The 19,010-nt window shown below is 64.9% G+C and carries 19 protein-coding genes; 15 read left to right on the plus strand and 4 right to left on the minus strand.

The window, feature by feature from the left end:
* Positions 1-197, minus strand: a 197-nt coding sequence (locus KH616_RS08985; RefSeq protein WP_292242010.1) for a hypothetical protein, incomplete at its 3' end; no start/stop codon positions are given.
* Positions 198-771: 574 nt separating this feature from the next.
* Between KH616_RS08985 and KH616_RS08990 the strand changes: the two genes are divergently transcribed.
* From KH616_RS08990 to KH616_RS09035, 10 genes are all read left to right on the plus strand, one after another.
* On the plus strand, positions 772-2,400 hold the full coding sequence (locus tag KH616_RS08990; protein ID WP_292242012.1) for an NADP-dependent glyceraldehyde-3-phosphate dehydrogenase: 1,629 nt from the start codon (positions 772-774) through the stop codon (positions 2,398-2,400).
* A gap of 285 nt (positions 2,401-2,685) precedes the next feature.
* Positions 2,686-3,027, plus strand: a complete 342-nt coding sequence (locus KH616_RS08995; RefSeq protein ID WP_292242014.1) for a hypothetical protein — start codon at positions 2,686-2,688, stop codon at positions 3,025-3,027.
* A 391-nt stretch (positions 3,028-3,418) separates the two neighbouring features.
* Positions 3,419-4,111, plus strand: a complete 693-nt coding sequence (locus KH616_RS09000) for a hypothetical protein (RefSeq protein WP_292242016.1) — start codon at positions 3,419-3,421, stop codon at positions 4,109-4,111.
* Between the two features lie 30 nt (positions 4,112-4,141).
* Complete coding sequence (locus KH616_RS09005; RefSeq protein WP_292242017.1) at positions 4,142-4,489, plus strand: sulfurtransferase TusA family protein; 348 nt, start codon at positions 4,142-4,144, stop codon at positions 4,487-4,489.
* Between the two features lie 59 nt (positions 4,490-4,548).
* Complete coding sequence (locus KH616_RS09010) at positions 4,549-4,911, plus strand: DsrE family protein (RefSeq protein WP_292242020.1); 363 nt, start codon at positions 4,549-4,551, stop codon at positions 4,909-4,911.
* Positions 4,912-4,920: 9 nt separating this feature from the next.
* On the plus strand, positions 4,921-5,796 hold the full coding sequence (locus KH616_RS09015) for a phosphate/phosphite/phosphonate ABC transporter substrate-binding protein (RefSeq protein ID WP_292242022.1): 876 nt from the start codon (positions 4,921-4,923) through the stop codon (positions 5,794-5,796).
* Positions 5,797-6,630: a phosphonate ABC transporter, permease protein PhnE gene (phnE, locus tag KH616_RS09020; RefSeq protein WP_292242024.1), complete on the plus strand. Its 834-nt coding sequence runs from the start codon at positions 5,797-5,799 to the stop codon at positions 6,628-6,630.
* Position 6,631: 1 nt separating this feature from the next.
* Positions 6,632-7,423, plus strand: a complete 792-nt coding sequence (locus tag KH616_RS09025; protein ID WP_292242026.1) for a phosphonate ABC transporter ATP-binding protein — start codon at positions 6,632-6,634, stop codon at positions 7,421-7,423.
* Positions 7,424-7,455: 32 nt separating this feature from the next.
* Positions 7,456-8,985: a 5-methyltetrahydropteroyltriglutamate--homocysteine methyltransferase gene (locus KH616_RS09030; protein WP_292242028.1), complete on the plus strand. Its 1,530-nt coding sequence runs from the start codon at positions 7,456-7,458 to the stop codon at positions 8,983-8,985.
* 190 nt (positions 8,986-9,175) lie between these two features.
* Entirely contained in the window at positions 9,176-9,538 is a 363-nt protein-coding gene (locus KH616_RS09035) for a 5-carboxymethyl-2-hydroxymuconate Delta-isomerase (protein WP_292242030.1), read from the plus strand.
* A gap of 69 nt (positions 9,539-9,607) precedes the next feature.
* On the opposite strand, the gene KH616_RS09040 is transcribed toward KH616_RS09035, so the two are convergent.
* Positions 9,608-10,735: an MBL fold metallo-hydrolase gene (locus tag KH616_RS09040; RefSeq protein ID WP_292242032.1), complete on the minus strand. Its 1,128-nt coding sequence runs from the start codon at positions 10,733-10,735 to the stop codon at positions 9,608-9,610.
* 83 nt (positions 10,736-10,818) lie between these two features.
* Between KH616_RS09040 and KH616_RS09045 the strand changes: the two genes are divergently transcribed.
* Positions 10,819-11,472, plus strand: coding sequence for a TetR/AcrR family transcriptional regulator (locus KH616_RS09045; RefSeq protein ID WP_292242034.1), 654 nt, complete (start codon positions 10,819-10,821; stop codon positions 11,470-11,472).
* Positions 11,473-11,560: 88 nt separating this feature from the next.
* Positions 11,561-12,436, plus strand: a complete 876-nt coding sequence (locus KH616_RS09050) for a LysR family transcriptional regulator (protein WP_292242036.1) — start codon at positions 11,561-11,563, stop codon at positions 12,434-12,436.
* A gap of 74 nt (positions 12,437-12,510) precedes the next feature.
* Here the strand turns inward: KH616_RS09050 and KH616_RS09055 are convergent, their stop codons facing one another.
* Positions 12,511-13,494, minus strand: coding sequence for a threo-3-hydroxy-L-aspartate ammonia-lyase (locus KH616_RS09055; protein ID WP_292242039.1), 984 nt, complete (start codon positions 13,492-13,494; stop codon positions 12,511-12,513).
* 131 nt (positions 13,495-13,625) lie between these two features.
* Positions 13,626-14,258, minus strand: coding sequence for a transcriptional regulator (locus KH616_RS09060; protein WP_292242042.1), 633 nt, complete (start codon positions 14,256-14,258; stop codon positions 13,626-13,628).
* Positions 14,259-14,587: 329 nt separating this feature from the next.
* Between KH616_RS09060 and KH616_RS09065 the strand changes: the two genes are divergently transcribed.
* From KH616_RS09065 to KH616_RS09075, 3 genes are all read left to right on the plus strand, one after another.
* On the plus strand, positions 14,588-14,773 hold the full coding sequence (locus tag KH616_RS09065; RefSeq protein WP_292242044.1) for a hypothetical protein: 186 nt from the start codon (positions 14,588-14,590) through the stop codon (positions 14,771-14,773).
* Positions 14,774-14,786: 13 nt separating this feature from the next.
* A complete protein-coding gene (gene dbpA, locus KH616_RS09070) occupies positions 14,787-16,184 on the plus strand; it encodes an ATP-dependent RNA helicase DbpA (RefSeq protein ID WP_292242045.1) in 1,398 nt (465 codons plus the stop codon).
* 717 nt (positions 16,185-16,901) lie between these two features.
* Positions 16,902-19,010 (plus strand): ATP-dependent Clp protease ATP-binding subunit (locus KH616_RS09075; RefSeq protein ID WP_292242047.1); only part of this gene is annotated, 2,109 nt, incomplete at its 3' end.

The raw sequence follows: 19,010 nt of genomic DNA on the forward strand, positions 1-19,010 counted from the left end.
ACATCCATCAGAGACATGTCGGTTTTGGTCGCCGCGCTCGAGCGGCTCGCGTCGTACGATGCGCGCGCGGCGGCGGCGTTGACGGAAATCGCGGGCAACGTGGCCGCGGCATCGCTCGCCTGCGCGAGCGCGGTCTTGGCGCCCGCCAGCGACGTGGCGATCAAAAGGGCGTGGCAAGCCTTCTTGTCGAGTTTCATTGTTGTGTGCAGAGGGATGCTGGGAGAAATGGCTGACGGAAACGGATTCGGCAAAAGTGCGCCACAGACGGCAACGTTGAAGCAGCGGTGCGAACCGGGCGGCAAATGGTCTGGCGAAATCCCTTTCCGGAAAAAATCGGGTGCGAAGCGCCGGGCGACGGCGATGCAGAGTCGAACAATCGCCGGTCGCAGGCGTTAAAAAACCGCGACACCCCGTCGCGGCTGTAATATCTCGAAATATTAAACGATAATGATTCGCGTTATCAATCATGCCTGACGTCTGTCGTTGGCATGCAACAACGCAGGCACCGGCGTACTGTCCGGATAAGGACGTGAGGAACCGAGATTCGCCACGACGAACGCGGCCGCCACGCACGCGGCAACGCGCGCCTTAAATTCTTGCATTCGTTCGGGCGTTCCTTTTTAATGGAACTGGTTCCATTTCGCGTTTTGCGCCGTGTTGCCGCATGTTGTTGTGTCGCCGGCGCGTCACGACCGCGAATCAGGATCGAGGAAAGAACCAGGATTCCGCATCGCCCGTCCATTCCGGACACCCCAGTCAAGCGAGACCGTCATGCCCGATTCCACCGCTTTGCAGCACTGTTTTCCCAGCTACGACGACATTACCGAAGCCGCTCGGCTGAAATCGCCGATCCATCAGCGCGTGTCGCTGGTCGACGGCGAACTGAAACCGTGGGACGGCGCGACCAAGACCGTGTTGTCGCCCGTCTGCGTGCGCCAGCCGGACGGCGGCCTGCACCCGCTCGAGATCGGCAGCTACCCGGTGATGGGCGAGCCGGAAAGCGACGCGGCGCTCGACGCCGCCGTGCGCGCATACGACGCCGGCCGCGGCGAATGGCCGACGATGAAGGTCGAGCAGCGCATCGCGTGCATGCAGGATTTCATCCGGCGAATGGTCGCGCAGCGCGAGCAGGTCGTGAACCTGATCATGTGGGAAATCGGCAAGAGCCTGGCGGACTCGGAGAAGGAGTTCGACCGCACTGTCACCTACATGCTGCAGACGATCGATGCGCTGAAGGATCTCGACAACGCGAACTCGCGCTTCGTGATCGCCGAAGGCACGATCGGTCAGATCCGCCGCACGCCGCTCGGCGTCGTGCTGTGCATGGGGCCGTACAACTATCCGCTGAACGAGACGTTCGCGACGCTGATCCCCGCGCTGCTGATGGGCAACACCGTCGTGTTCAAGCCGCCTCAGTACGGCACGCTGCTGTTCGAACCGCTGCTCGAAGCGTTCCGCGACGCGTTTCCGAAGGGCGTGATCAACACGATCTACGCGCCCGGCGCGGTGGTCGTGCCGCACATGCTCGCATCGGGCAAGATCAACGTGCTCGCGCTGATCGGGTCGAGCAAGGTGGCCGATCACCTCAAGAAGCAGCATCCGAAGTCGCACCGCCTGCGCGCGATCCTCGGTCTCGATGCGAAGAATGCGGCGATCGTGCTGCCCGATGCCGACCTCGAACTGACCGTGAAGGAATGCCTGCTCGGCGCGCTGTCGTTCAACGGACAGCGCTGCACGGCGCTGAAGATGCTGCTCGTTCACCGGTCGATCGTCGATCGATTCCTGAAGCGGTTCACCGAGGAACTCGCGAAGATGAAGATCGGGATGCCGTGGGAGAAAGGCGTCGCGATCACGCCGCTGCCCGGCATGCACCGCACCGCCTACATGACGGAGGCGATCGACGATGCGAAGGCAAAGGGCGCACAGGTGGTGAACGAATCGGGCGGGGAGTTCTGCAAGACGCTGTTCTATCCGGCTGTCGTGTATCCGGTGTCGGAAGGCATGAAGCTCTATCGCGAGGAGCAGTTCGGGCCGATTATCCCGGTTGCGCCGTTCGACGACGTGGAAACCGCGCTCGAATATGTGACGACCTCGGATCACGGGCAGCAGGTCAGCATCTTCGGCTCGGACCCGGAGCAGATCGGCGCGCTCATCGATCCGCTCGTGAACCAGGTATGCCGCGTGAACATCAACTGCCAGTGTCAGCGCGGGCCCGATGTGTTTCCGTTTGCCGGGCGGAAGGATTCCGCGGAAGGCACCTTGTCGGTCACGGATGCGCTGCGCGCGTTCTCGATCCGCTCGATGGTCGCCGCGAAGCAGACGGAAAGCAGCAAGCAGCTGCTCGACGCCATCGTGTCGGATCACGATTCGAAGTTCCTGAATACCGGGTTCATTTTCTGACCGGCGACGCGTCCGGGGCGCGAGCCAGACCATGATGTCCTCGTCAGTATCCGCCGGGGACGAGATGCGGCACCTTGCGCGTGGCACGCCGTGACGGCTGCGGCGAACCGCGCGCATGCCGCCGTCGGGACCGGATGCGTGACGTCGGTACCGCGCGCCATTCGATGAGCCGGCGTATGCTTGATTGCCGGCATGTCATGCGCCGCGCCTCGGATCGCGTGCAAACGTTTGTTTCATGACACAGGGTAGTGAAATCATGCAGATTCGCTTCGCCCGCATCGAACGATGAAATCCGCTTCCGCTCCGCCCAAGCGGCAACGCATCTATATCCTCGACGAGAAAGACGCGCCGGTCGAAGTCTTCGACCACAGCGCGTGGTCACGCTGGATGTCCGAGAACGATCTGGTCTTTCGCCGCACGGTCCTGGACGAATCCGGCGTGACGATCACGACCCGCTTCCGCGGCGTGTCCGAAGCCGGAACCGGCGCGCCTCTTCTGTTCGTGACGCGCATCGCCGGCATGGAAACGCAGGACAACAAGGGCTATGCGGCAGGTACGCTCGACGAAGCGCTGGAGGAGCATGAACGGATCCTTCAGGACATCATTCGAAAACTGACCGGGCGATAAGTGTCATGGCGGCCGGGCCAGTCTTCGCATGCCTTGGCAGCGGCACCGTCAACGCCACGCCGCCGCCGAAAGCCTGTTTCCATTTTCATCACGCATCGCCGCCCGGACGTTCGCGCCGGCAACCGCGCGAAGCGCCGTGGATGCCGGCGACGATCGCACGCCTACCGCCCCCCGGACGCCAATCGATCGCTGCATCCGCGCCCAATCGTCGAAGGAATGGCGTATCGCCTCGGCGACGACCCGCCGCGCCCGTTCCGAACAGCGCGGCAGCGAACACGTCACGGGGTTGACCCGGTGAGCGGTCTCGATACGCGCGACCTAGAATGATTCAACTGGCACCCATGCATGGGCATGGAATCCATTGCGCCGCACTCCATCGACAGCAGCCGTCATGAACCCTCACGATGCGCGTTTCGTTCGCCCGGCACTGACCGTCCTGTGCATGGCTGCCGTTGCCATGCTGAACGCATGCGGCGGCGAAGCCTGCTTCGGATTCGATACATGTTTCAACGGGAACGGTATGCAGAGCGTCGCGCTCTCCGGGACGGCCGCGACCGGCCGGGCGCTGCCGGGCGCGACGATCGGCATCCGCTGCGCACAGGGCGCGGGTACCACGCTGTCGGACAGTGGCGGACACTACGCGATCACGTTGAGCGCCACGCTCCCCTGTGTCATCACCGCCACGTCCAGCGGCACGACCCTGCATTCGCTGGCCTTTGCCGGCGGCACGTTCAATACGACACCCGAGACCGAGTTGATGCTCGTCTATCTCGCGTCGCAGCTTGGCACGAATACCACGCGCCTGATCAGCGATTTCCCTGCCAGTTCGCACTTCCAGCAAGTGCTCGAGAACCAGTCCGACGTGCAGGCTGCGCAAGCGGCCGTCGTCGCGAATCTGCAGCAGCGCTATGCCGTCACGCTGACGACGCCGTCATTTCTGACGACACCCTTTGTCGTGGGGCAGGCCGGCGTCGACCGCGATCTCGACGCGCTGGCGGCAGCGGGGGCGATCGACGCGAACGGCATGCCGGATCCGGCTGCCGTGGCGCTGTTGTCGCAAGCGGGCGCGGCGCATCCGTTATGAAAAGGCTGGTCTGCGACGTGACGGCATCGCTTGAAACCGCTTCCCTTAACACTTGCGAGAACTCGGGCATTCACAAGCAGCGCGCGACGTGTCATATTGTGCGCTCGGCAATCGGCCGTGACAGAAACGGGTAACGCAGTGGCAATGGATGCAAGCGCGACGTTCGACGTCGAATGGGATGCCGGTCATCTGGGCTGCGGCGAGTTGCTGCTCAAGCTCCGGAACCGGCTGAAAACGATGCCGGGACAGGTCATCCGGCTGACGGCACGCGATCCGGGCGCAATCGAGGATATTCCCGCTTATTGCCGCATAACGGGGCATCAGTTGCTGCATGCCGATCCGGCCTGCGGCATTTTCGTCATCAAGGCCAAACCATGATGCTGCGCGGGGTGGCGTAGCACCAACCTTCTCCACATCACCCATCTCAGGAGCATATCTTGTCCGGAAAATTCGTGGTCAGTCTGACTCGAGGCAAAGACGACACCGACCGTGCAACGGTCGCCTTCGTGGTCGCCAATGCGGCGATCGCAAGCGAGAAGGATGTCGTCGTATTCCTGAATATCGAAGGAACGCGCCTGTCCCAGGTCGGCTATGCCGACGATATCCATGAAGCCGGCTTTGCGCCGCTCAAGGACCTCATCACCAGTTTCGTCGACGCGGGCGGCAAGATCTTCGTCTGCTCGCCGTGCTTCAAGAAGCGCGGTCTCGACGAGAACAATCTCATCCCCGGCGCCAAGATCGTCGGCGGCGCGATGCTCGTGGAATTCATGAGCGAAGCCTGCCCGAGCCTCAGCTACTGAGGCGCGCCCATGACAACTCGCAGAGCATTTCTCGCCGGCACGGCCGGCGTGGCTTCGGCATGGGCGCTTCGGCCGGCTTTCGCTCAATCGCGCAAGACCCTGCGCTGTGGCGTCGGGCCGCTGCTGCCCACCACCGATGACACCCGGAAGGCCTTCGGCCCGGTCTTCGCGTGGCTGGCGCAGCAACTGGGCGTCAATTTCGAACTGTCCGCCACGACCGACTGGGCCGGCATGGCCGTCGCGATGGGATCGGGCCAGCTCGACCTCGCGTGGATGGGGCCGTGGGGCTACGTGATCGCGAACAACGCGACGGGCTGCCAGGCGCTGGCGACGGTCAAGTATGACGACAAGCCGTTTTATCACGGCATTGTCATCGGCCGGCCGGACCTCAAGGTCGCGCGTTTCCCGGACGACACGAAGGGCATGTCGATGTCGTTCGCCGACGTGGGCTCGACATCCGGCTGGCTGATGCCGACCTGGTACGCGAAGGAAGTCTGGAAGATCGATCCGAAGACGTTCTGGAAATACACCGAGGGCGCGACGCACGCGGCGAACGAAGTGGCCGTGCAATCCGGCCATGTCGATCTCGCCACCGATTTCGACCGGAATCGCAACGCGATGATCGCCAAGGGGGTGATCAAGCCGGAGGGCACCAAGGTTCTCTGGACGTCCGATCCGTTCCCGAACGATGCGATCGTGGTGCCGAAGGGCGCATCGGCGGATCTCGCCGCGCACATCCAGGCGCTCCTGACCTCGATCACGCCCGAACAGGCGAAATCGCTGCTGCCGCCGCGCTACACAGGTTTCGTGACCGCGACGCATGCGTCCTACTCGATGATCGAGAAGGCGGGCCTGGCGGTCGGCAAGATCAAGCCGAAGGCCTGAGTGAACGCCCCGGTCCCGAACGGATCGGCAGCCGCAACCGTGTTCGCCTCGCTCGAAGCGAAGCGGGCACGGTTCGGCCTGCGCAGGCTGAAGCTGCTTGCCGTGCTCGCCCTCATCGGCGCGTTCTACGCGATGTGCTTCAGCCTCGCGCAGGTCGATCCCGCGAAGCTTGCCGAGGGGCTGCCGAAGCTCGCCGGCTGGCTTGCGCAGGCATGGCCGCCGCGTGGCGACGAGTTGCCGCTGATCGTCCGGCGTACGGCCGAGACCATCGCGATGGCGACCGTCGGCACGACCGCGGCCGCGTTGCTGGCGCTGCCGATGGCGCTGCTCGGCAGTCGCAACCTGACGCCGCTGCCGATCCTCTACTATCCCGTCCGCTGGTTCCTCAACATGCTGCGCGGCATCGACTCCTTCGTCTTCGCGCTGCTGTTCGTCGCAGCGGTCGGGCTCGGCCCGTTCGCGGGGGTGATCGGCATTGCGCTCCATACCTGGGGCAGCGCCGCCAAGCTGTTCGCCGATCATCTCGAGAACGCGGATCTCGCGCCCTACGACGCCGTGCGCACGACGGGCGCGGGCCGCTTCACGTCGATCGCGTATGCCGTGCTGCCGGACGTACTGCCGGTGTTCGCATCGACCGCACTGTTCTGGCTCGAGTTCAACGTGCGCGCTTCGACGGTGCTCGGTGTCGTCGGCGCCGGCGGGATCGGCCAGGAACTGAAAAACAGCATGGACCTGCTCGATTTCAACCGGCTGTTTACGATCATCGCGGTCATCCTGATCGTGGTCACACTGCTGGACCAGGTCTCAAACTGGTTGCGCAGGAAACTGGTGTGACATGAACGAAAGCCTGACAGTGCAACCTGCCGCGCCGCACGCAACCCGCGATAACCGCGCACCGCTGCATGTGGACCATGCCGTCAAACGCATCGACGGACACGAAATCCTGCGCGGCATCAGCTTTACGGTGCGACCGCGGGAGTTCGTCGCACTGCTTGGCGCAAGCGGCGCGGGCAAGACGACGCTGCTCCGATGCGTGACAGGCCTGACCGACGTCGACCGCGGCACGATCAGCGTCGCCGGACAGTCAGTCGCCAGCCTGCGCGGTCGTGCGCGCCGGCACGTGGCCGTGATCTCGCAGCAGTTCGATCTCGTCCGGCGGCTGTCTGCACTCGACAACGTGCTGGCCGGCCGGCTCGGTCATGTGAGCGCGTGGCGCGGTATCGCGCGCTGCTTCACGCGCAGCGACCGCCTGCTCGCGCTCGAGTGCCTCGAACGCGTCGGCCTGCTCGAATTCGCATGGCGCCGGGTCGACACGCTGTCCGGCGGCCAGCAGCAGCGCGTCGCCATCGCACGGGCGCTCGCGCAGCAGCCGGATCTGATCGTCGCCGACGAACCCGTGTCGAGCCTCGACCCCGGCAGCGGCACCGCGGTGCTGGATCTGCTGCGGGCCTGCTGCCACGATCAGGGGCTCGCGGTACTGTGCAGCCTTCATCAGGTCGGGCTGGCCGTCGAATTCGCCGACAGGATTGTCGGCCTGACGCAAGGCACGATCTCGATCGACATTCCCGCGCCGGCATTTGGCGATACGCACGCGAACGTGCTCTATCCGCGCGCCTCGGGCCGATGACAGACGGGAACAGGAACAACAGGAGTTCGAAGATGGATGCATCCGCACAACACGCCTATACGCCCGACGTCAGTTTCGACGGTGGCGATCTCGATTGCGGCAACGGCCTGTTGCTGCTGATCCGCAAGCATATCGATCCGCTCGAACGCGGCCGGCTGCTCGAAATCCGGTCCACCGAGCTGTCCGTCGAATCCGATTTGCCGGCCTGGTGCCGGATGACGGGAAACGAACTGGTCTCGTGGACCAAGGAGGGTCGGCGGCTGAGCTTTCTCGTGTCGAAGGGGCCGTTTGCGGGGATACAGGCGGAACCTGCCCGGCAGGAAGCGCGCGCGCCTGCCGCGATCGAAGTCGTGTCCGTCACGATTCCCGCCACGTTGCCGAAGCCGGCACCGGCGGCGGCGATCCGTCCGCTTTCGGTCATGGGCATCGGCAGCTGGCCGCGACCGCGCTGGATGCTGCAGGCGCTTCACGACCATACGGAAGGCCGGCTCGACGACGCGAGCTTCCAGGCCAGCGCGGACGATGCCGTGCAACTGGCCGTGGCCGCGCAATTGCGCGCGGGCGTCGACGTGGTGACCGACGGCGAGCAGCGACGCGACAGCTACGCGAGCTTCGTCGGCGGCCTGCTCGACAATTGCCAGCTGATTCCGCTGACGGATCTGCTGCCGTACGTCGACGATCCCGAGGAATTCGAGCGTGAACTGCGCGCGCTCGATGTGCCGGCGGGCGAAGTGCGCCATCCGGCCGTGTTCGGTCCGCTGGGCCGGAGCCGCCCGCTGGCCGGACAGGAATTGCACTTCCTGCGCACGGTCACGGACCGTCCTGCAAAGATCGCCCTGCCCGGCCCGTATCTGCTGACGCGGACGATGTGGATGGAATGCATCTCCGATCGCGCCTATGCGGATCGCGAAACGCTCGCGGCCGACGTCGTGCGCGTATTGCGCGAAGAGCTTGCCGCATTGCTCGCGGACGGCGCCGCACTCGTGCAGTTCGACGAGCCGGTTTTGTCCGAGGTTGCGTTTTCCGGGCCGTCGAACCAGCGCAGCTTCATGTGCGGGGCGCTTTCGGCCAAGAGCGATCCGCTCACGGAGCTGGCCTTCGCACGCGATTTGCTGAACGCGGTGGTCGAAGGTTTCCCCGAGGAGCGCGTGGCCATGCACATGTGCCGCGGCAACTGGACGGCGGACGAGAGCAAGGCATTGAGCGGCGGCTATCGTCCGCTGGCCGACACGCTCGGCAGCCTGAACGTCGGGACGCTGTTTCTCGAGCTGTGCACGCCGCGCGCGGGCGAGATGGATCTGCTGACGGCGCTGCCGGATCGCCTGCGCATCGGCGTCGGCATGTGCAACCAGAAGCATGCGCACATCGAGTCGGTCGAGGAAGTCGTGAAGCGGGGCGAGCATGCGATCAGGCTGTTCGGCAAGGAGCGCGTGCTGATCAATCCGGATTGCGGTTTCGCGACCTTCGCCGATGCGCCGGTCAACAGCAGCCAGATCGCCGAGGCGAAGCTGCGTACGCTCGTGGAAGCCGCGCGGATTCTGCGCGAGCGGCACGGCGTTTGATGTCCCGAACGGGCGTGCTCCCCGTCATTTCGACAACCTCATGTTCCCGCGGCGCGTGCATCGCGTGAACATGAGCGCCGTCGGTTCGCAACCGGAAGCGGACATCCGACACGCCAGGCCGCCACTGTCTTGCGGCCGGCAAATGGGTACACTTGCCGGCACGCCTCCACGACCGAATACAAGGGAAACCATGCCTCATCTCACGCTTGAATATACGGACAACCTTCCGCAGTTCGATGCCGCAGGCACATTGCAGGCGCTCAACGAAGCGCTCGTCGCATCCGGTCATTTCGACGAAATCGACATCAAGAGCCGTGCCGTGCGACTCGATACGTTTCTCGTCGGTACCGCGCATGCCGGCCGCGGTTTTGCATCCGTCAGACTGGCCATCCTGAGCGGACGACCGACGGAAGTGAAACAGGCGCTGTCGGCAAGCCTGCTCCATGTCCTGAAGCAGCGCCCGGGCTCGCCGGCCGGGATGCATGTCCAGCTTTGCGTCGAAATCCTGGAAATCGATCGGGAAACTTATGCGAAGGCGAGCCTCGCGCCCTGAGTCTGTCGAATACAGGGCTTGGCCAGCTCCCCAAGCCACCGGCTGATCGCCCGTCTTCGACGCGCCTCGCTACGAACCCGCCTTTCCCGCATCGCGGCAACCGCACCCGCGCGACACCGTTTCCGTCACCTTCACGCGTTCGACGACATTGCGCCACCACCGCTCGCCGCGATGCGGCGCGGCCATATTCAGCCGCTCACCCATGCGCGGCGTGGCGAGCGCAACGCCGCGCGCGGCAGTCAGCCCCGTTATCCGTTCGAACGGCTCCTGCCATCGATGCATCGCCAGATCGAACGTGCCGTTATGAATCGGCACCAGCCAGCGACCACGCAGGTCGACATGCGCCTGAACAGTCTCTTCGGGTTGCATATGGACGTACGGCCATTGAGGATCGTAGGCGCCCGTTTCGATCAGCGTCACGTCGAACGGGCCGAGGCGTTCGCCAATCGTGCGAAATCCGTCGAAATAGCCGGAATCGCCGCTGAAGAACACGCGCAGATCGCGATCCTCGATGACCCACGATGCCCACAACGTGCTGTTGCCGTCGAGCAGGCTGCGTCCGGAGAAATGCTGCGCCGGCGTGGCCGTCAGCACCAGGCCGCCAACGTCCGCGCTCTGCCACCAGTCGAGCTGACGTACCTTCGTCGCCGCGATGCCCCATTCGATCAGCCGGTCGCCGACACCCAGCGGCGTCAGGAACCGCTCCGTCGTCGCGTCGAGTGCAAGCACCGTGTCGCGATCCAGATGATCGTAGTGGTCGTGAGACAGGATCACCCCGGCCAGCGGCGGCAAGTCGGCGAGCGCGATCGGCGGCGCATGGAAGCGCTTGGGGCCGAGTCGCCGGAATGGCGACGCGCGCTCGGCAAACACGGGATCGGTCAGCCAGAAGCCGCCGCGCAACTTGAGCAGCACGGTCGAATGCCCGAGCCGGTACAGGCTGCGGTCGGGTGCCGCGTCGAGCTGCTCACGCGTCAGCACGTCGACAGGCAGCGCACCCGCCGGCACCGTGTCACGCGGCTTGTTGAGCAGCAGGTTCCACATGATGCGCAACGTCTTGCCGATTCCGTCCACGGGACGCGGCGCGACGTTGCGAAAGCGCTCGCCGTCATGCTGCGGCGACAAGCTGGACAACTCGCGCCCGCGCTGCGCGGCAGCAGAACCCGATGCACGGTGAACGAAATCAGGGAGCGACGCCATATCGGTCAATCCGGGAGAAAAAGTAGACTTGGTAGTGTAGTTCTTTATCTCAAAAAGTAAACTGTCGAGTGTAAAATTCGATCATGGATTCGAATGCTCCCCGCCAACGCCTGACCGACCGTAAACGCGTCGCCATCATCGACGCCGCCATCGAGGAATTTCTCGCGGCCGGCTACGACGCGACCAGCATGGATCGCATCGCGGCCCGAGCGAACGTCTCGAAGCGCACGGTCTACAACCATTTCCCGAGCAAGGAGGCGCTGTTTGCCGCGATCCTGCACCAGCTGTGGGACGCGAGCCAGACCGGCAACGCGCCGGCCTATCGCGCCGACGAACCGCTGCGCGGACAGTTGCTCGACCTGCTGATGCGCAAGCTGCGTCTACTGAACGACGAGGCCTTTCGGTCGCTGGCGCGCGTCGCGATCGCGGCGGGCATTCATTCCCCGGAGCGCGCGCGGGACATGGTGGCGCGTCTCGGCGAGCGCGAGGAGGATCTGACCGTGTGGATCCGCGCCGCCGCGGCCGATGGCCGTCTCGCCGCGCCGGATCCGGCATTCGCCGCTCAGCAGTTGCATGGGCTGATGAAGTCGTTTGCATTCTGGCCGCAGGTCACGATGGGGCAGCCGCCGCTCGGCGATGAAGAACAAAGGACTGTCGCGGAATCGGCCGCCAACCTGTTTCTTGCGTACTATGAGCGGCTCGAGCGCAATCCGGACAGTCGCCGCAAACAGAACTGATGCGAGCAACGGCAAGCCAGGGCGGCGCCCACGCGACGACCACAAAAACGCATAATACGGATCGTTCTGTTCAGCTTTCCTGATACCGATGAAGATGCTCGATCACGACGTGCTCGCGACCGTCGTGGCGGTCGCGGAGACCGGCAACATGACCCGCGCCGCCGAAGCGGTGAACCGTTCGCAATCCGCCGTCAGCATGCAGATCAAGAGTCTCGAGGATGCGCTGGGACGGCAGCTGTTCGTCCGCCGCCCGCGCAGCATCGTGCTGACGCGCGAGGGCGAAGTGCTGCTCGGATTCGCCCGGCGAATGCTGGCATTGCGAGATGAAGCGTGGGCGGCCGTCGTCCGGCCGGAGGTGACCGGCAAGGTCGTGATCGGCGTGCCCGACGACTACGCGTCGTCATTGCTGCCGTCCGTGCTGAAGAAGTTTTCCGCGTCGTACCCGAAGGTCGAGATCCAGGTGATCGGGCTGCCGAGCAGCGCGCTCGCGCCGCTTCTCAAGGACAGCACGGTCGACCTCGTCTGCGGCACGCGCATCAAGGGGCTGTCCGGCGATTTCGTCCGTCATGAGCCGATGGCGTGGGCGGCAATGACCAACGGGCCGCGGGTCTGGGAAGAACGGCCGTTGCCGATCGCCGTGTTCATGCCCGGCAGCGTCGCGCGCGAGAACGCGATTCGCAGCCTCGAGCGCGCGAACGTCCCGTACCGCACCTCGTATGAGAGCCCGAGCCTGCTCGGCCTGCTGAGCATGGTCGAGGCCGGCCTCGCGGTCGCACCGCTCGCGCGATGTGCGATTCCATCGCAGTTGACGGTGCTCGGCCGCTCGCACGGGCTGCCCGACCTGCCGCCGCTCGAACTGATCCTCGCGCGCAGCACGAAGTCGAAGCGGCCGCCGTGCGACTTTCTCGCGGAGCAGATCATGAATGATCTGCAACGGCAGCCGGGCCAGGCAAGCGAAGCGTGACAACGGCGCAGGCCGGCGCGAGCCCGCCCATGCGCCGGCTTCCGGCCGCAGCCGGGATGCAGAGAATGGGCCGGTCAGCCGACCTGCGCCGGTGGCGTCAGCAGCGCGCCGAGACGTTCCAGATCCACGTTTCCGCCGCTGATCACGATGCCGATGCGCTTGCCCTTGAGCTGCGCCTTGATCCGGCGCGCCGCCGCGAAGCCAAGGCAACCCGTCGGCTCGACAATCATCTTCATCCGCGAAGCGAAGAAGCCCATGCAATCGACAAGCTCCGCGTCGCTCGCCGTCAGCACGTCGTTCACGTCGCGCCGGATGATCGGAAACGTGAGGTTGCCGAGATGCTGCGTCTGCGCGCCGTCCGCGATGGTTGTCGGCGTATCGATATGGACGATCCGACCGGAGCGGAACGATTGCTGACCGTCGTTGCCCGCCTCGGGTTCGACGCCGTAGAGCAGCGCGTCCGGCGACAGCGCGCGCGTCGCGAGCGCGGTTCCGGACAGCAATCCGCCGCCGCCCAGCGGCGCGAACACCGCATCGAGCGCACCGGCTTCCTCGAACAGTTCCATGGCGGCCGTACCCTGCCCGGCAATCACGTCCGGATGATCGTATGGCGGAATCAGCGTGAGGCCATGCTGGTCGGCGAGGTCGCGGCCGATCTGCTCGCGGTCCTCCTTGTAGCGATCGTAGAACACGACATGGCCGCCATAACCCTGCGTCGCGGCAACCTTCGTCGCCGGCGCGTCGTGCGGCATCACGATCGTGGCCGGCATCTGCAAAAGCTGTGCGGACAATGCGATCGCCTGCGCGTGATTCCCGGACGAAAACGCCACGACGCCGGCCTTCCGCTGCCGCGCATCGAACTTCGACAGCGCGTTGAACGCGCCGCGAAACTTGAACGCGCCCATGCGCTGGAAGTTCTCGCATTTGAAGAACACTTCCGCGCCGAGCGCCTCGTTGACCGTGCGGGATGTCAGGACCGGCGTGCGATGCGCGTAGCCCCTGATCCGGGCCGCCGCGGCGGATACGTCATCGAACGTGGGGAGAGAAGGTGTGCTCATGAGGATGTCACGCGATGGATCGTTGAATGACCGCAGTGCGCACCGGCTGGACGGTTGCACGGCAGACGGCGGATGATCGGATCAATACATTTTGTCTCGATGTAGACATATTGTCAAACGCGTGCCGCCCGTCATTTCGCATCGTTGTACACGGTCGCACGCGACACGCCGAGATAGTGCGCGATGATCTCCATCGAGCGGCGCACCTCCAGATAACCCTCCTGCTTCAGCGCCTGCATCAGGCCGCGCCGCTGCTCGGTTTTCAATGCTTGCGGCGTGGTCGCGAGACTGACCGCGAAACGGTCGATGCGCTCGCGGATCGCCTCCGCGTTCGCCGGATCGAGCGACTCCCCGACCGGTGCGCCGCCCGCGTGGCAGAACTGGTCGAGCATGCTCTGGATGCCGCGAAAGAGCGTCACGTCGACATTCAGGCACAACGCGGCGACATAACGCCCTTCGGAATCCTTGATGCCGATCGACGTACTCTTTGCACGGCGGCCGTCGGAGAACTGATTCGGATAGTTCGACAGGATCGGCGGATAGTCGTCGTCGGCGATGCGCGCGAGACCGAGTTCGGTCGCCGGGTCGCCGACCGCCCGGCCGGAGAGATTGTTGTGGATCGCCAGAATCGCATGCTTCGGCGATCGCAGGTCGTGCACGACGACCTCCGTGAACGGCGCGAACATGTCGCCGAGCCCTTGCGCGATCTGCTTGACCTGTTCCAGCAGCGATTCCTGCTCTGCGGTGCGTTTGCTTTTTGCCATGTTAGACACTTCATCCAATGTTGAGTGCATTGTATAGAAGCGTCGTCGTGATCGGTCGTCAGGGCGGTGCGTATCCCTTCGCACCGGGATGTGCGCGCCGCGCCTCGATCCACCCGCCGCCTTCGTCCGCGTATCCGTTAGAATCACGGCACGCGCGATCTCCGATCGCCGCGCCGCCCGATCCATCGTCCACGTCGACGCAATATCACGCAAAACGGCCGCACCGCATCCATCCGCGCATCCGGGTGACGCACGCCGCGGCCGCGCAACGCCTACGCCTTCACGCCAGGCCGCGAAGGCGCCCAACCGAATCCAGCTGGAGAATGACCGTGTTTACCTGCAGAAACCAGAGCTGCCGTGCGCAGTGGGAGACGTCCGACGTCGTCATCAAGGACGAAGGGCAAGGCCTGCTGTTCCGCTGCCCGATGTGCGGCGCGCGCAACTATGTCGAGCGCTTCGACGCCGACGACGGCACGATCGTCTACGAGCAGATCGAAGGCCGTCCCTACCTCTGATCCGAGCCACGACATGACGAACCCACCGACCGCCACCCCCTTCAGCGCGCTTCCGCTCGCGCCCGCCGTGCTCGCCAATCTCACGCAGCTCGGCTACGTCGACATGACGCCGATCCAGGCGGCGAGCCTGCCGATCGCGCTCGCCGGGCAGGACCTGATCGCGCAGGCGAAAACCGGCAGCGGCAAGACCGCGGCCTTCTCCCTGCCGTTGCTCGCGCGGCTCGACCCGCGCCGCTTCGACGTGCAGGCGATGGTGCTGTGCCCGACGCGCGAACTCGCCGATCAGGTGACGCAGGAAATCCGCCGTCTCGCGCGCGCCGAGGAAAACATCAAGGTGCTGACGCTGTGCGGCGGCACGCCGATGCGCCCGCAAACCGCCAGCCTCGAGCACGGTGCGCATATCGTCGTCGGCACGCCGGGGCGGATCATGGACCACCTCGAGCGCGGCAGCCTGTCGCTCGGCGCGCTGAACACGCTTGTGCTCGACGAAGCGGACCGCATGCTCGACATGGGTTTCTTCGACGATATCGCGAAGGTCGCGAGTCAATGCCCGAAGGAGCGCCTGACGCTGCTGTTCTCGGCGACCTACCCGGACGGCATCGCCAAGCTGAGCCAGCGCTTCCTGCGCAACCCGAAGGAAGTGAAGCTCGAAGAGCGTCACGACGACAGCAAGATTCGCCAGCGCTTCTACGAAGTGACCGAGAACGAGCGGCTGCATGCCGTCGGGATGCTGCTGAATCACTATCGTCCGGTGAGCACGCTGGCGTTCTGCAACACGAAACAGCAATGCCGCGACCTGCTCGACGTGCTGCGCGCGCAGGGCTTTCATGCGCTCGCCCTGCATGGCGAACTCGACCAGCGCGAACGCGATCAGGTGCTGATCCGCTTCGCGAACCGCAGTTGCTCCGTGCTCGTCGCCACCGACGTGGCGGCCCGCGGTCTCGACATCGCGCAGCTCGAGGCCGTGATCAACGTCGATGTCACGCCCGATCCCGAAGTGCACGTGCACCGCATCGGCCGCACAGGCCGCGCCGATCAGGACGGCTGGGCGCTGAGCCTCGCGAGCATGGACGAGATGGGCCGCGTCGGCGGCATCGAGCAGGCACAGCAGCGCGACGTCGAATGGCATCCGCTGGCCGAACTCGAAGCCGGCAACCGCACACCGTTGCTGCCGCCGATGGAAACGCTGCAGATTCTCGGCGGACGCAAGGAGAAGATTCGTCCCGGCGACGTGCTGGGCGCCCTGACCGGCGACGCGGGCTTCAGCGGCGATCAGATCGGCAAGATCAACGTGACCGAGTTCTCGACCTACGTGGCCGTCGAGCGCAGCATCGCGCAAGAGGCGCTGCGCAAGCTCAACGCCGGCAAGGTCAAGGGCAAGAAGGTGAAGGTCCGCCTGATGGACGAATAAGGCGCGAGGCGCACCGATCGGTCCGGTGCGTCTCGATCCCGCCCGGCCGGCAACGATTCCCCGGGCGGATGCCGGGCACCGATGCCCGGCCGTGCGATGACGGCCACGCGCTCACGCACCACCGTTTCTTCGTACCATCGGCCGATTGCGCCGGCATGCCTGCCGAGCGCGACGGCGAATCCCTGCGCAGCACAAAGCCCGCATCCTGATGACATCGGGATGCGCATCGGCCCATGACCGATTGAGCGCGGCAGCGACTCTATTCCCCAAGTCAACGCACCGCATGCTCCGCGTCATCGCTCATCGACGACGACCGCGCACGTTCTGTACTCTTCGCTGCCATGACACGCCCGGCCATCGGCAAAGGCACGCCGATCAAGGTTGCCACGTCATCAGGCCCCATCAGGAGAACAGCGGCGGCTGTCGGGCGACACGCGGCGCCGGAGGCCAACTGTACCTTTGCGCACGATTGTCGATCGGCTAAGGTAGCCGGACGAACCTATTCGTGCGGCCTTGTCCGCACGATTGACTGACGTCCCTGTAGCCAACCAGCGAAGTGCCGGTCTCGGCAACGTAGCCGGAATTGGCGCGGGAACGGCCGTTGCCGGCCGAGCGATCTTCAACGCGTCGCCATCCCGTCGCGTCAGATCGTTCGCACACCGCGGCATATCCGAGTTGATCAATACCAACGTTTCAACTGACAGGGATCACGCCATCATGTCTGCCCTTTGCGATATCTGTAATGCCCGCCCCGCCGTCGCACGTGTCACCGTCATGGAAGACGGTGAGCGCAAGACGCTGTCGATTTGCGATTATCACTACCGGCAACTGATGCGGCATCAAAGCATGCTCAATCCGTTCGACTCGCTGCTTGGCGGTGGCGGCTCGCTGTCGCGCTTCTTCGGCGACTACGGCGACTCGGAAGGCGATGAATCGCATTTCGCCGCCGAGGTGCCGCGCGAATCCGTCGATGCAACCGACGCATTCAGCGAACAGACGATCGAACTGCTTCAGCGTGCAGCGGAAAAAGCGCACGAATTGCGCCGCACCGAACTGGATACCGAGCATCTGCTGTACGTGCTGGCCGACACCGATGTCTGCAGCGCGCTGCTGAAGGAACTGAAGCTCTCGCCGCAGGACATCAAGGCCTATATCGACGAGCACGCGCAGGTCGGCAAGGCGGATCCCGACGCGCCGATGGACAAGATGACGGTCTCGCCGCGCCTGAAGAAGGCCTTCCAGTTCGCGTTCCAGGCGTCGCGCGATCTCGGTCACTCGTACGTCGGGCCGGAGCATCTGCTGATCGGCCTCGCGGCCGTGCCGGACAGCATCGCGGGCGCGCTGCTGAAGAAGTATGGCGTGACGCCCGAGGCGCTGCGCCAGAAGGTCGTGAAGGTGGTCGGCAAGGGGGCGGAAGACGGCCGCGTCGATACGCCGACCGGCACGCCCAATCTCGACAAGTTCGGCCGCGATCTGACCGCGATGGCGCGTCAGGGCAAGCTCGATCCGGTGCTCGGCCGCGCGCAGGAAATCGAGAACACGATCGAAGTGCTGGCCCGGCGCCGGAAGAACAATCCGGTGCTGATCGGCGAGCCGGGCGTCGGCAAGACCGCGATCGTCGAAGGTCTGGCGCAGCGTATCGTCAACGGCGACGTGCCGGAAGTGCTGCGCAACAAGCGGGTCGTCGAGGTCAATATCAACTCGATGGTCGCGGGCGCGAAGTACCGCGGCGAATTCGAGGAGCGCGCGAAACAGCTGATCGACGAAGTGACGGCCAAGAAGGACGAGCTGATCCTCTTCATCGACGAACTGCACACGATCGTCGGCGCGGGACAGGGCGGCGGCGAAGGCGGCCTCGACATCGCGAACGTGCTGAAGCCCGCGCTCTCGCGCGGCGAATTGAGCCTGATCGGCGCCACGACGCTCAGCGAATACCAGAAGTACATCGAAAAGGACGCGGCGCTCGAGCGCCGCTTCCAGCCCGTGCTCGTGCCGGAACCGACGGTCGAGCAGACCATCGTGATCCTGCGCGGCCTGCGCGACAGCCTCGAAGCGCACCATCAGGTGACCTTCGCCGACGACGCGTTCGTCGCCGCCGCCGAATTCTCGGATCGCTACATCACCTCGCGCTTCCTGCCGGACAAGGCGATCGACCTGATCGACCAGGCTGCGGCGCGCGTGCGCATCAGCTCGACGTCGCGTCCGGCGGATATTCAGGAACTGGAAGCGGAGATCGCCCAGATCAAGCGCGAACAGGACTACGCATCGTCGCGCAAGCGGTTCGACGAAGCGAAGGCCTTCGAGGAGCGCATCGGCGAGAAGCAGAAGCAGCTCGACGAGAAGATGGAAGCCTGGCAGCGCAAGACCGGATCGGAAACGCTCGAAGTGACGGTGGCGTCGGTGGCGGACGTCGTGTCGCGCATCACCGGCATTCCGGTCTCGGAGCTGACGCAGGAAGAGCGTCAGAAACTCCTCAAGATGGAAGACAAGCTGCGTGAGCGCGTCATCGGCCAGGACGAAGCCGTGGAAGTGGTCAGCGACGCGGTGCGGCTCTCGCGCGCCGGCCTCGGCCAGTCGCACCGGCCGATCGCGACGCTCCTGTTCCTCGGGCCGACGGGCGTCGGCAAGACCGAACTCGCGAAGGCGCTCGCCGAAACCGTGTTCGGCGACGAGCAGGCGATCATCCGCATCGACATGTCCGAATACATGGAGCGCCACGCGGTCGCACGCCTGATCGGCGCGCCGCCGGGATACGTCGGCTACGACGAAGGCGGCCAGCTGACCGAGCGCGTGCGCCGGCGTCCGTACAGCGTGATCCTGCTCGAT

Source organism: Burkholderia sp., assembly GCF_018375725.1.
Taxonomy (GTDB): domain Bacteria; phylum Pseudomonadota; class Gammaproteobacteria; order Burkholderiales; family Burkholderiaceae; genus Burkholderia.

What these genes read in the sequence shown, in the direction of transcription:
- KH616_RS09015 (WP_292242022.1), top strand. Translation starts at nt 4,921, where the DNA reads ATGACAACTCGCAGAGCATTTCTCGCCGGCACGGCCGGCGTGGCTTCG.
- KH616_RS09000 (WP_292242016.1), top strand. Translation starts at nt 3,419, where the DNA reads ATGAACCCTCACGATGCGCGTTTCGTTCGCCCGGCACTGACCGTCCTG.
- dbpA (WP_292242045.1), top strand. Translation starts at nt 14,787, where the DNA reads ATGACGAACCCACCGACCGCCACCCCCTTCAGCGCGCTTCCGCTCGCG.
- KH616_RS09030 (WP_292242028.1), top strand. Translation starts at nt 7,456, where the DNA reads ATGGATGCATCCGCACAACACGCCTATACGCCCGACGTCAGTTTCGAC.
- KH616_RS08990 (WP_292242012.1), top strand. Translation starts at nt 772, where the DNA reads ATGCCCGATTCCACCGCTTTGCAGCACTGTTTTCCCAGCTACGACGAC.
- KH616_RS09050 (WP_292242036.1), top strand. Translation starts at nt 11,561, where the DNA reads ATGAAGATGCTCGATCACGACGTGCTCGCGACCGTCGTGGCGGTCGCG.
- KH616_RS09025 (WP_292242026.1), top strand. Translation starts at nt 6,632, where the DNA reads ATGAACGAAAGCCTGACAGTGCAACCTGCCGCGCCGCACGCAACCCGC.
- KH616_RS09055 (WP_292242039.1), bottom strand. Translation starts at nt 13,494, where the DNA reads ATGAGCACACCTTCTCTCCCCACGTTCGATGACGTATCCGCCGCGGCG.
- KH616_RS09060 (WP_292242042.1), bottom strand. Translation starts at nt 14,258, where the DNA reads ATGGCAAAAAGCAAACGCACCGCAGAGCAGGAATCGCTGCTGGAACAG.
- KH616_RS08995 (WP_292242014.1), top strand. Translation starts at nt 2,686, where the DNA reads ATGAAATCCGCTTCCGCTCCGCCCAAGCGGCAACGCATCTATATCCTC.
- KH616_RS09035 (WP_292242030.1), top strand. Translation starts at nt 9,176, where the DNA reads ATGCCTCATCTCACGCTTGAATATACGGACAACCTTCCGCAGTTCGAT.
- KH616_RS09040 (WP_292242032.1), bottom strand. Translation starts at nt 10,735, where the DNA reads ATGGCGTCGCTCCCTGATTTCGTTCACCGTGCATCGGGTTCTGCTGCC.
- KH616_RS09045 (WP_292242034.1), top strand. Translation starts at nt 10,819, where the DNA reads ATGGATTCGAATGCTCCCCGCCAACGCCTGACCGACCGTAAACGCGTC.